This is a genomic window from Aerosakkonema funiforme FACHB-1375, from assembly GCF_014696265.1.
GTDB classification, from domain to species: domain Bacteria; phylum Cyanobacteriota; class Cyanobacteriia; order Cyanobacteriales; family Aerosakkonemataceae; genus Aerosakkonema; species Aerosakkonema funiforme_A.
Genome location: NZ_JACJPW010000108.1, coordinates 1 through 12,448, shown reverse-complemented (window position 1 = coordinate 12,448; position 12,448 = coordinate 1). Strand labels below are relative to the sequence as shown.

Genomic DNA, 12,448 nt, shown 5'->3' with positions numbered 1-12,448 from the left:
TGAGTGTTTGCTTTCGGCAAACGAACTTACCCAGCTTGAGCCATCTCAAAATGAAAGATGTGTTAACAATTGTAACAAAATTTATTATACCATCGCTATACAGAATTTTCAGGCAGATATTTCGCTGAAAACGCCAATGCGACGAAACTTTTGATACCGCAATTCCCGACGTTCGTGGCAAGTCATTTGGCTGAGTTCTTCTATGTGGTAAATAAGAGCCTGCTTAAGGGTAGCGGCAGTTTTGATAGGGTCGGAATGTGCCCCACCAAGGGGTTCGGGTAAAAGCCGATCGAGAATGCCGAGATTTTTCAAATCCCAAGCTGTAATTTTGAGAGCTTCAGCTGCTTGGGTAGATTTGCTGGCATCCTTCCAGAGAATAGAAGCGCAGGCTTCTGGGCTGGCGACATAATATACTGAATGTTCAAACATTAAGAGTCGATCGCCTACGCCAATGCCCAAAGCACCGCCGGAACCACCTTCGCCGATCACAGTGCAAATGATGGGAACGTTGAGGCGAAACATTTCTCGCAAATTATAAGCGATCGCTTCTCCCTGGCCCAAAGCTTCTGCTTCTGCACGCGGGGAAGCACCGGGAGTATCAATAAAGGCCAATATAGGCATTCCAAATCGATCGGCGTGTTCCATCAACCGCATTGCTTTGCGATAGCCGCCCGGAGAAGCCATACCAAAGTTACGCAGAACGTTATCTTTGGTATCGCGGCCTTTTTGATGGCCTAACATCACCACAGAATGCCCAGACAGGTTGGCAATACCGCCCACCAAAGCCGGATCGTCGGAACCCGCGCGATCGCCGTGCAGTTCCATCCATTCATCGGTCATCGCCTGAATGTAATCCAGCGTACTGGGACGACGGGGATGACGCGCCAGTTGCAACTTCTGCGTCGGTGATAAACTGCTAAAAATTTCTTGACGAAGTTGCACCGAGCGTGCTTCTAACTGGCGAATTTGCTCGGTGACATCGACCCCATTTTCGGACGCGAGTTGGCGAATTTGGTCAATGCGGGTTTCCAGCTCTGCCAAGGGCTTTTCAAAGTCTAGTAGTAAAGGTTTGCGGGATGGTTCGGCCACGTTTAAAACTCGATCGACACTGTGTAGACTCTTTCCAAATCCTAACCTGTAAGTTGTCCAGAAACTCAGCTAATTTGCGATCGCCCTGACGCAGACGCTACAAAAACCGTTCGCCTTTGAGCGGGTCAATCTTTAGACCGCCGCCATCCCCATTTATAATGCGGACGTTTTTGCCAGCATATTTTCCAAAAAATACCATCTTGAAGCTACTTTTTTGGAATTAATTATAACTTTGACTGTATGGATCTTTCGTTAGTAGTTTACTTTAGCAAGTAATTTAGTTGCTGTTGTAAAAGAAGGGATGTTTCGATGAAAGCCCCGCAATTCCTGTCAACACTGACCTTATCAGGTTAAGTGTGAGCCTCCTTGCGGAAATAGGTGACATCTTTTAGTGAGATTGAAAGCAGTCTCCGCTTTATAGGTGGTTTCGTGATGTAGAGAGATCGAGAATCATGCAATTCCAGTTTACTAGAGGGCAGGGTATGGCCCTGCCCTCAGTTACGGTCAAAATGACAACAGCGGTTGAAATCCGTGTTTGACCGAAACCTGACCGATTTGCTCCATCTTTGCTACGGAAATCTGATTTCGTCCCCAAGAAAAGTTGGTGTGCCACTTCTCGAATTCCAGTAGCATCGATTCGGCAAAACAGGCAAATAATTGGCGTGCGGGAACGTCCATATTGACGATTTTCATAATTTTCCACTCAATATCGAGGGAATGCTCAACGATGCCGCCATTGAGAACGTATATACCGGGATGCTGGATTTTAGTGCCCAGGTTTTTGGGATAGCCACCATCAATGAGCAGACAAGGTTGCTTGAGTGTAGTGGGATCGATTTCGACGCCCTTGGGCATACTCGCCACCCAAACTACGATATCGGCTAGGGGTAGCGCTTCTTCCAAGCCCATAATTTTACCCCGACCCAGTTCTGATTGCAACGCATCCAATCGCTCGCGATCGCGAGCGATCAGCAATAATTCTGGCACATCCGTGCGATCGTTCAACCATCGGCAAACGGCACTGCCAATGTCACCGGTAGCGCCACAAACCGCTACCGTCGCCTTGGACAGATCAATACCTACTTTTTTCGATGCTTGCTCCACCTGCCGACAAATGATATAAGCCGTATGGGTGTTGCCCGTAGTAAAACGCTCAAATTCTAGCTTGATATTGCGGACTTGGGTAATTTGGTTCAGGTTGAAGTTCTCAAAAATAATCGAAGAAAAACCACCTAAAGCTGTGATATTGATGCCGTTCTTTTGGGCGTGAGCCATCGCGTTGATTATTTTGCGGGTAGCTGCTTTAATCCGGCGATTTGCCAGCATTTCTGGCAAAAAGCAAGATTCTACATACCGACCTTCGATTGTTTGACCGGTAATGCTCGTAACCTTTATGGTATCGACGATTTGGGGCGGGGCAGAACACCAAAAATCCAACCCTTGATCGGCATATTCCGGGTAGCCCAAGTCTCTGGCTACTGCTTGGGCGTGTTCTAAACTGGTAAGGTGACCGATAAGACCAAACATGAATTGCTTAAAGCAGACCTTTAGTCGAGCTTGAGTAAGGTGAGAGGAATGAAAAATTGTTACTGACCCTTAAAAATACTACACAAAATGGCCGATTAGTGCAGCGATCGACTAATCGGCGATAAAAGTTTTGTGTTATCTTCTCTAGTCGGCACTCAGGACTCAACACTAAAGCCGAAGCACTTGCAAAGGCACTCCCAAATTAGGCAGCTGCCAAACCGTATGCTGACATCCGCATAATATCGCGGGTCGTGAAACCAATATTACTCAGAGCTTCTCCGTACTGAATCATGAAGTCTTCGACCAAGGCTTCTTTTTCCATACCCAGTACGCGGGCGTCGGTTTCTACCTGGTTCAGCATTTTCCAGACTACAGGTAGATTCTGACGGTTGGCTTCTTCTAACTCAGCTTTAGATTCTGCAAAATGTTCTTTTAGCCAAACTTCTCCGAAATTAAGGTGAGAATATTCGTCTTTTACAACACCTTCAGTAATTTTACGGGCAAAGGGGTCGGCTACTGGGATGTAAATGTTGTAGGCGGCGATCGCAAAACATTCGATAATCAGAGATTGAATCAGCAAACAAGTGACTATCTTCCCTTCTGGCAGTGCAGTTTGGAAATTTTGGTGCAGTTGGGCAAAGAACTGACGGGCAAATTCCATATCTGGCGTCACTTGGAGATTGCGCCCACAGGCTTCAAAACCTTTTTTGTGACGACTCTCCATCTTGGCAAGGCTAATTAATTGTTCCTTATGTTCCGGCAGCAGTTCAGCCAGTTGAAGGTAATTTTCGTGGGCCTCTTGTTCGCCTTCAATTACAATCGCGTTGATGCGGCTGTAGGCGTCTTTATACGTTTCGTTGTGAAAGTCAATTGCTGGACTGGCCTCAAGCTGCGGCATACGTGACTTGTCTCCTCAACATTGTTGGTAGATATTGTGTCGATGCAAAATCGACGCGAGGCTATAATGGGGCCTGGAAAACCCTCACTCGCAATTTAAATCCAATTTACCAGAATTGCCAAAAAGGGCGGGTTTTTTGGTCAGAGTAAGCATTCGACTTACCCGATCTTGACCGATAATCACCCAGACTAGGATCTAGCCTGGGTGAGAGAATCGGAATTAATACCTAGTCTGTATTGTATGCAAATCCTTATTTTAGAGATAGATGCCTGAGCAAAATTGCGAAAGTCAGTCGCCGATCGCTTATCCTCAAAGTGGGCCAACAGTGCCATTCCTGTTCTGGAATCGCCTCCTAGAATGGCTAATTCCGGTATTGCTTGTAATTACTGCGTTTATTGTACTGCTACCGCTTTTCGCAGTTTTTCTCACCTCCTTTGCCCCCACCGGGACAACACCCAGTTTAGCTCCTTGGCAAAAGGGCTGGACATGGGAAAATTATCGACAGGCATGGCAGCGCGGAAACTTTCTCCTCGCTTTTGCCAATTCAACTTTAGTCGCTTTAGCGGTAACTGGATTTCAGGTTATCACCTCAGCTTTGGCAGGCTACGCCTTAGCAAGGTTAAAATTTCGGGGACGGCAAGCTTTGCTGTTAATTGTTTTGGCAACGTTAGTAATTCCTTTCCAGCTATTAGTGATTCCCATTTTTTTGGTGTTGAAGTGGGGACACGCTATCAACACATACTGGGCTTTGATTTTACCGACAGCCGCGAATGGATTTGGCATTTTTCTGCTACGTCAGTACTTTCAAACAGTACCGATCGAATTAGAGGAAGCGGCAGCATTGGATGGGGCAAATCGGCTGCAAATTCTGTGGCGCGTGATGCTACCTTTGTCTCGTCCGGCATTGGTGACGCTATTTTTATTTACGTTTATCGGGGAGTGGAACGATCTGTTTAAACCGCTGGTTTTTACAACGCGACCGGAATTAAGAACGGTGCAGCTGGCGCTGGCAGATTTTCAGGAGCAATTTACGAATAATTGGCCTTTGATGATGGCGGCTGTGACTATTGCTACGGTGCCGATCCTGCTGTTGTTTTTAATAGGCCAAAGACAATTTATTAGGGGAATTGCTACAACTGGAATTAAGAGTTAAGTTTAAGGCAAAGGAACGCACTAGCCGCGTCAGCGGCTGACCGCAGGGTATGTTTTCGCAGAGTAACGCTGAGTTAAAAAGTTTATTTGACAACGATAAACTTATAGGTATTCGAGCGCTTACTTTTGTGTGCCTCGGCTTTAAATGAAAAAAGCTAACTGTAATTGAAATGAGTCTAAAGAATCTAGGTCTGTTGATTATTGTTGTATCTTTCTTGCCTTGGGCAGCGATAATTTTTGTTGTGCCATTTATACAGATAGATTTAGCACACAAGGCTGTATTAGTAACTATTCTAGCTGTTGTGGCAGAAGTTTTGTTCTGGTTAGGTCTTGTCTTGGTAGGAAAAGAACTTGCTACTAAATATCGGCGTTATTTTAGTTTTTCTCGGATTTGGAAGAGTTTGAAAAAATTGCTCCGCTAACCTTAGCCGTTAACTAAGTAACGAAGCAATTAGGCTAATTTATTGTTAGAATTGTAGGTTGCCAATTTAATCTGAATCTGCGAAAATTCGCAGGCGAACGGTACGATCGCCATTTTCATCCAGAGGTACTTCGATCGATTCACCGGCTAGTCTTTCCAAACAAGTGAGAAGCGATCGCAAGTTGGGCGTACTCGCACCGGTATCCACATATAGCCGATCCGCCAAACTACCGACACGTTTCCAAGTAGTGTAAAGTTTGGCGATCGTTTGTTCTAGCTGAGACGCTTGTTTGACCAAATCAGATGCTGTATTCAAACAACCTATCCGCAGCGCTTCTTCTAGCGCCATTTCCACATCTACCGATGATTGGTTAATGGCTTGCACTTGGGCGGCGGCGTGGAGATACTTGGCTAAGTTGCGGGCGTCTGACGTTACCTGTTTGAGTTTATCGACGCTGGGTTCTTGGGCGACTTCTTCTTGCAGTAAGGTTATGTGAGATTCGGGTAATTTCTCCAATTCCTTAACTAGGGGTGCGAGGTAACGCGGCGGAAGAGTTTGATCGGCGGCTTTAGCTTTTACTTCGTCGGGGAGTAAATCGGAGGTCATAGCTGTCCACTCTTCTGCGAGTTGGCGCACTTCCCGACGGGTGATGCGATCGCCTTTTTGCGCTGCATCAGTGACCAGTTGTTGTATTTCTGGAGATGATTTGGCTGTTTCCACAAAAGCGCGTTTGCTGAAGTTTCTAATCGCAGTCGGGTCGAGCTTTCCCTCAGCTAAAAGAGTATCGGCGCTATTGGCTAACTCTATCAGAGAATAAGCCTGACTTTTGTTAATTTCTCGCTCTTTCAGCCAATTTAGAAAACCAGTGCCGCGTCCGTCGCCGCCTTTCTTCTCGCGATCGCGCACTACTCGTAAAATACGTCCGCGCCAGATTTCCGTTTGCAAGTCGAAGCGATCGCATACCAGCCAAGCGATATCCACTTGCTGCTGAAACTCACTATCTGGGATGCGATCGTCTTCTGGATCGGGTAACTGGAAGTGTAGATCCGTACCGATATTGAGGGCAGATGCGAGGTCGAAAGGAGGTTGGGGAGATTCGGGCATTTGTGAGAGCGATCGTGGGTCACAGAGGGATCATTATTGCACGTTCTTTATCATACTTGCTTACGCTGACGGTCACCTTCGGCACTCGCAGCGTGGCTAAAATGTCAAGTCCAAATGCAAAATTACTCCAGGGGTTTGCAGGTAAACTTTATTGCAAAACCGCTTTTACAAGGTAAGAGGAGTTTAGTTTTTCAAGTTTTTAGCTGATATTGCCAAATAAATATATTAGCTTATACTTATATTAAGTATCATCGATTTTAATCGATTTGTGGCTAAATTTTTAAATGTTAAGATATCTAAATAATTGAGTTGCAAAGCAAATTGTATATATGAACTTGCCAGAGCCGCAACTAGCTATTAACCGTCATCCCCTCACTGTTTCACCAGATACTCCACTTTTAGATGTCCTAGCCAAGATGAATCAAATTCATGGAGGCGAATGTACATTTTTTAATAAAGCTGAAGCTAAAAATAAAAATCTTTATTCCGGTCAGCCATCTTTTATGCCTCATCCCGGCAATTATAAAGTTAATAATTGCGCTTTGATTGTGGAAGAAGGAAAGATTCGAGGCATAATTACAGAGCGAGATGTAGTTAAATTGGTGGCAAGAGGACAGAACTTAGCTGTACCGATCGCAAACGTGATGACCAAAGAGGTGATTACTCTTGCTGAATCTGAATTTAAAGATGTATTTTTAGCTCTTTCCCTCTTGCGCGATAATCAAATTCGGCACTTACCAAGTATAGACGATGCAGAAAACCTGGTTGGTGTTGTTACTGCGGAAACGATTCGAGAAGTTCTCCAACCTGTAAATTTGTTAACAATGCGTCGAGTAGCGGACGTAATGACAACTAAAGTAATTCATGCGCCTGCTTCAAGTTCAGTGCTGAATTTGGCGCAATTGATGGCCGATAATTGTGTTAGTTGTGTGGTGATTGCCAACTCAGAAGCTAATACCAAACAAGCTATTCCTATCGGAATAGTTACTGAAAGAGATATCGTGCAATTACAAATCCTGGGTTTGCAAATCGAGGATATCCAAGCTGAAAAAGTGATGAGTCAGCCTCTATTTTGTATGAATACAGAAGATTCTTTGTGGGTAGCTCATCTGGAAATGCAGCGTCGGTTGGTGCGACGCTTAGTTGTGACTGGAAATCAGGGGCAACTTGTCGGTATTATCACCCAGACCAATATCATGCGAGCGCTCGATCCTGTGGAAATGTATGGAGTTATCGAAACCCTACAACAAGTTGTAGAAAAGCAAACTATTGAATTAATTAAAGCCAATGAAAAATTACAATTGCAGGCGGAAGAAGTACGCGCAGACCTAGAAAAGGAACAAGAATTAAACTCTTTAAAAAGCCAATTTATTTCTTTGGTTTCTCACGAATTCCGCAATCCACTTGCCAGCATTATTGGTTTGATAGATTTACTGGAAAATTGCCAATATAAGTTGGCTGAAGAAAAAAAGCTTCAATACATGAATTGTATTTTTGAGTCTGCCAATCGGATGCTGGAAATGGTAGATCATCTGCTGGTAATTGGTAAAGCCGATGGCTTAAAATTCCAAAGCAATCCAGTGCAGATTAATTTATTAGCTTTTTGCCAGGAAATATTACTGGAAGTAGAGTTAGCCGAGCAGGAGGCTCACAGTCTAAATTTCGTATATAATTTTCCGCCAGATTTACAGATTTATATTGATGAAAAAGCCTTGGGTCATATTCTCACGAATTTATTATCTAATGCGATTAAATATTCTCCTTCAGGCAGTCAAGTAACTCTGGAGATTTATGTTGAAAATAAGCAGATTATTTTTGAAGTAAAAGATAGAGGCATTGGCATTCCGCCCCAATCGCAATAGCATCTGTTTAAACCATTTTATCGTGCAGAAAATGTTGGCAATATTTCCGGGACTGGATTGGGACTGACCATCATTCAAAAATATATGGAATTGCTTAATGGAGAGATTAAGTTTACCAGTGAAGTTGGTGTGGGGACAACTTTTACGGTAATATTGCCATTACATAGTTAGAGCGATACGTACTCGCTATCTCGCAAAAATTCCAGAATCTCTGAATTAACTACCTCTGGAGAACCTGCTGCCGCATCGTGACCGCAATTAGGAATAATTTTCAATCTCGCATTTGGTAAGCGGGCTTGTAATTTTTTGGCATTTTCAGCGGGAAACCATTGGTCTTGTTCGCCCCATAAAATTAATACAGGGCAAGTTACTTTCAATAAATTATCTTGAATGTTATGGATGATATTCGGTTCGTTTTTGAGCGATCGTTCAATTTCCACGGCAGCGTGTTGTAAATCTTCCGTAACTTTCATCACTGTATTGGGAAATTCAATATAAGGATAACTAACCCAGTACACTTTTTCCGGTGTAATTTCTGCCGGATCGACCACAACTTCCCGACGCCCAATTGCCACAATTTGTCGCAATATTGGTGCTAACCAATATGACAATCGGAGACTATCTATACTTCGCACCAAATCTAGCGGTAAAATAGCTAACAAGCGCATCCACAGACTGGGCAATTGAGTGGGGAAGACAGGGACATTAATCAACACTAATCGCGCCAATAAATCGGGATTTTCTTCAGCAATAGCTAGTGCGATTAATGCTCCCAAAGATTGCGCTACTACAACAGCAGGTTCATCACACAAAGCGCGAATAATTCGTCCCATCTCCACAATTTGATGACCCAATTCTTCTGAATAATGTGGTTTATCGGAAAAACCATGTCCTTTGGCATCAAAACAAATCACGCGAAAATGTTTGGCGAGTTCTTCTATGTTGTGATGCCAACCATAACTCCAACTACCGATACCGTGTACTAAAAATAAAGGTTTACCAGTTCCTTTTTCGCCATAGGCAATTTTTACAGGATATCCTCTGGCGTCGGCGATAGTCAAAGTTTGACGACCTTTTGGAAATGTACTTTGCCACCAATCTTGCATAGTTTTATGTTTGCTTATCTTTGGGTTTAATATCAAGTCAACTCAGTTGCCCGTGAAGAGCATTAGCAGCAATCTAAATATTATCACGCTAACGTAAGTTAGCGCTCCCACAAATAGGATTAATCCTACTGTAAGGAGAATGAGAAATACCCGATCTACCTTTTTACTTGGGATGGGCGAAGCCAAGTGATTTTCCACTAATTGAAGGTTTTTAACGTTGGCTTTCCAGGTAACATCCAAAAAGTCTCCTACAATCGGCACAGCACCCACTACTGTATCGAAGAGAATATTCATAACCATTCGGACTAAAGATTCTCGCGGCAATCCCAGTCGAGCTGCTTCCCAGACAATGTATGCTGAGAAAAAAGCTGTAAGGGTATCTCCTCCGCCCGGTAACAATCCTAAAATCGGATCGAGACCGACGCGATATTTTGTGCCGGGAATCGCAATAGCATTGTCGAGCAAGTGGCTAATCTGGCGAAGGCGTTGTAGGGTAGCAGCTTTACTGTCAGGTTCATATGTCATGGCATTTGTTTAAGTTTAAATTCGGCGTCGCATCGCTTCCCCTACGCTAACATTTAACTGTGCCCCAAATAACATTACCAAACAAGATAAATTGAGCCATAGCATTAATACGATCGCCGCACCGACAGCACCGTAGGCGGCGTTGTAATTGCCGAAGTTAGATACGTAAAGGCGAAATCCAGCCGATACAATAGCCCAAGAGACGGAGGCAAGGATCGCTCCCGGCATGATGGGCGTTCCCCTAGTCCAGCGGCTGGGGCCATAGCGATAAATAAAGGCGATCGCAGATGCAATAATTACCAAAGCAGTAGGCCAACTGAACAGCCGCCAAATCGATAGCAGTTCTGGCTCTAGATGACCAGTTTGGCGAGCTGCTATTTGCACGAGCCAGTCACTGATAAAAACTAGGAAAGATGCGGCAATTAGTAGAAAAATCGTACCGATTGTGAGACCGAGAGAAACTAACTTGGCTTTCCAAAACGGTCGCCGCTGCTTTCGGGGAATTTGATTGATGCGATCGAGAGCGTCCATAGCCGCACTTAGGGCTCCAGAAGCAGTCCATAAGGCGATAATAAAGCTGAGGGAAAACAATCCTTGGTTTTGGCTGAGGCCGATCGTATTTGTAAACCCTTTGATCAGAAACAGCGCTTCTTGAGGGGCAATATTACCCAGTTGTGCCGCCAAGTATCTAAAGGTAGATTGTAACCAATCAAACAATCCGATCGCCGTTAGCAGTGCCAAAATTGATGGAAACAGGGCTAACATAGCGTTGTAGGTCATTTCCGCCGCAAGTCCGGGCAAGCGCTGCTGTCCGGCACGCTGGAAAGTTCTCTTCAGCGTTGCCCAATTTAAGTGCTGAAAAAAACGAAAAAAACGGGCAAATATCATATTTTTATAATTGAGCAAATCTAACAACTTATGGTGGGCGATGCTCACCCTACCAACTAAGAAATACACAGATGAACTACGATGTAAAGCAGTGGATAGAGGAAATTAACGCGCTGCGACAACAAGTGGCGCAAGCTCAAAGCGATCGCGATCTTGCGGTCGATAGCGCTGCTAGATGGAGTCAACTTTACAATACAGAAGCAGAACAACGCCGCGCTGATGCTAAGTTAGCACAGCAAACTATAGACAAGCTTAAGGCAGAAATTGACCAACTTAAAGTTGATTTTGCTGCCAAATTAGATGAAGTTGCGGATATTTCTGCGAGTTCCCCAGAACTGCAACAGTTGCAAAGCGTTGAGGCATTGAAGCATAAACTGGTAGAAGTGCTGTTAGAACGCGATCGTCTTGCAGAAGCCTTGAAAGCAGAACGGGAGGCGCACGCCCAAACTCGCCAAAGTCTGACTACTGCCTTGGGGGACACGATCGATTTGCTCACCAAGCAGCGAGATACCGATCCGACTGAGTTTAAAGCAACTCCAGTTAAGCAGGATCGGCCCCAGCCTGACAAGTTGCCGGGGTCTTCCCATCCTGCCCACTTACCCAGCTTTAAAAACCCATCACTTCAGCTACCGCCGACAAGACCGGCTCCACCCCGTCTTTAAACTGATTGTGACAGTGTTTAATAGCGGTATCGGGGTCTTTAAGTCCATTGCCGGTGAGGACGCAAACTACTTTCGCACCTGTTGGAATCTCGTTTTTGACTTTTAGCATCCCAGCTACGGAAGCTGCACTGGCCGGTTCGCAAAAAATGCCTTCTTGGGAAGCTAGCAGACGATACGCCTCTAAAATTTCTTCATCGGTAACGGCTGCGAATCCCCCTTGGCTGGCTTCGGCGGCGGCGATCGCTTTTTCCCAGCTTGCCGGATTGCCAATGCGAATAGCCGTTGCCAGCGTTTCTGGGTGAGACACCGGCTTACCTGTGACGATCGGAGCTGCCCCTGCTGCTTGAAATCCCATCATCTGCGGCAGACGATCGCACTTACCTTCTTGATGGTATTGACAAAATCCCATCCAATATGCTGTAATATTACCGGCATTTCCGACGGGGATACATAACCAGTCTGGTGCGTCACCCAGGGCATCTACCACTTCAAATGCCGCAGTTTTCTGTCCTTCCAGTCGGTAGGGATTGACTGAGTTAACCAGGGTGACCGGGTAGTTTTCTGCCATCTCGCGCACAATCGCGAGTGCCCGGTCAAAATTTCCTTTAATTGCCAGCACTTCAGCGCCATACAGCAAAGCTTGCGCCAATTTGCCCAGGGCTACGTAGCCATCGGGGATCAAGACAAATGCCCGCATTCCGCCACGGCGGGCATAGGCAGCTGCTGATGCTGAGGTATTGCCGGTGCTGGCACAGATGACTGCTTTAGCACCTGCTTCCTTTGCTTTGGAAATTGCCATAGTCATCCCCCGGTCTTTGAAACTGCCGGTAGGATTGAGGCCGTCAAATTTTACGTAAACTTGCACCTGTCTGCCAATGAGAGATGCGATCGCCGGAATGGGAATCAGAGGCGTATTCCCCTCCAAGAGGGTAACTACCGGCGTGGATGACGTTACTGGCAGATAAGCACGGTACGCTTCGATTAAACCAGGCCAGCTTTTTAGTTTGGATTCAGCAAGGGAAAGACTTACAGTCACAATAGATGAACAGCGCGAATGTAGAAATACTCCGGGTACACCTTAGTTTAGCGCGGATGGGGAACGGTGCAGACAGGAAGTGGGGGAAGAGAGGGGCTAGGGGTTAGGGATTAGGGGCTAGGGAAGAGGGAAGAGAGGGGCTAGGGGTTAGGGATTAGGGGCTAGGGAAGAGGGAAG

General features: G+C 45.4%; 11 protein-coding genes and 1 pseudogene. 4 read left to right on the top strand and 8 right to left on the bottom strand.

Annotation, left to right across the window (positions count from 1 at the left end; translation table 11 throughout):
- Window positions 1-108: 108 nt before the first annotated feature.
- The 3 genes from H6G03_RS29640 to H6G03_RS29630 form a co-directional block, all read right to left on the bottom strand.
- The gene (locus H6G03_RS29640; protein ID WP_190472903.1) at window positions 109-1,089 is read right to left on the bottom strand and encodes an acetyl-CoA carboxylase carboxyltransferase subunit alpha; all 981 of its coding nucleotides are present in this window, start codon (window positions 1,087-1,089) and stop codon (window positions 109-111) included.
- Window positions 1,090-1,593: 504 nt separating this feature from the next.
- Window positions 1,594-2,616, bottom strand: coding sequence for a long-chain acyl-[acyl-carrier-protein] reductase (locus H6G03_RS29635; RefSeq protein WP_190472900.1), 1,023 nt, complete (start codon window positions 2,614-2,616; stop codon window positions 1,594-1,596).
- Window positions 2,617-2,818: 202 nt separating this feature from the next.
- On the bottom strand, window positions 2,819-3,514 hold the full coding sequence (locus H6G03_RS29630) for an aldehyde oxygenase (deformylating) (RefSeq protein ID WP_190472895.1): 696 nt from the start codon (window positions 3,512-3,514) through the stop codon (window positions 2,819-2,821).
- Window positions 3,515-3,839: 325 nt separating this feature from the next.
- Between H6G03_RS29630 and H6G03_RS29625 the strand changes: the two genes are divergently transcribed.
- Entirely contained in the window at window positions 3,840-4,667 is an 828-nt protein-coding gene (locus H6G03_RS29625; RefSeq protein WP_456057593.1) for a carbohydrate ABC transporter permease, read from the top strand.
- A 169-nt stretch (window positions 4,668-4,836) separates the two neighbouring features.
- Window positions 4,837-5,088 (top strand): transporter suffix domain-containing protein, encoded by a 252-nt coding sequence (locus H6G03_RS29620; protein ID WP_190472888.1) that lies wholly within the window; start codon window positions 4,837-4,839, stop codon window positions 5,086-5,088.
- A 66-nt stretch (window positions 5,089-5,154) separates the two neighbouring features.
- On the opposite strand, the gene H6G03_RS29615 is transcribed toward H6G03_RS29620, so the two are convergent.
- The gene (locus H6G03_RS29615; protein WP_190472885.1) at window positions 5,155-6,192 is read right to left on the bottom strand and encodes a hypothetical protein; all 1,038 of its coding nucleotides are present in this window, start codon (window positions 6,190-6,192) and stop codon (window positions 5,155-5,157) included.
- A gap of 329 nt (window positions 6,193-6,521) precedes the next feature.
- Here H6G03_RS29615 and H6G03_RS29610 point away from each other — a divergent pair.
- Window positions 6,522-8,225: pseudogene (locus H6G03_RS29610) on the top strand (CBS domain-containing protein).
- On the opposite strand, the gene H6G03_RS29600 reads toward H6G03_RS29610, so the two are convergent.
- The 3 genes from H6G03_RS29600 to H6G03_RS29590 are packed head-to-tail and all read right to left on the bottom strand — an operon-like array spanning window position 8,222 to window position 10,573.
- The gene (locus tag H6G03_RS29600) at window positions 8,222-9,160 is read right to left on the bottom strand and encodes an alpha/beta fold hydrolase (protein ID WP_190472879.1); all 939 of its coding nucleotides are present in this window, start codon (window positions 9,158-9,160) and stop codon (window positions 8,222-8,224) included. The pseudogene H6G03_RS29610 and the gene H6G03_RS29600 sit on opposite strands and share 4 nt — an antisense overlap.
- A 42-nt stretch (window positions 9,161-9,202) precedes the next feature.
- The gene (locus H6G03_RS29595; protein ID WP_190472876.1) at window positions 9,203-9,685 is read right to left on the bottom strand and encodes a DUF4112 domain-containing protein; all 483 of its coding nucleotides are present in this window, start codon (window positions 9,683-9,685) and stop codon (window positions 9,203-9,205) included.
- 15 nt (window positions 9,686-9,700) lie between these two features.
- Window positions 9,701-10,573, bottom strand: coding sequence for a YihY/virulence factor BrkB family protein (locus tag H6G03_RS29590; RefSeq protein ID WP_190472873.1), 873 nt, complete (start codon window positions 10,571-10,573; stop codon window positions 9,701-9,703).
- A 71-nt stretch (window positions 10,574-10,644) separates the two neighbouring features.
- Here H6G03_RS29590 and H6G03_RS29585 point away from each other — a divergent pair, with 71 nt between their 5' ends.
- On the top strand, window positions 10,645-11,235 hold the full coding sequence (locus H6G03_RS29585; RefSeq protein ID WP_190472870.1) for a hypothetical protein: 591 nt from the start codon (window positions 10,645-10,647) through the stop codon (window positions 11,233-11,235).
- Here H6G03_RS29585 and thrC read toward each other — a convergent pair.
- A complete protein-coding gene (gene thrC / locus H6G03_RS29580) occupies window positions 11,180-12,271 on the bottom strand; it encodes a threonine synthase (RefSeq protein ID WP_190472866.1) in 1,092 nt (363 codons plus the stop codon). The genes H6G03_RS29585 and thrC overlap by 56 nt on opposite strands.
- Window positions 12,272-12,448 lie beyond the last annotated feature (177 nt).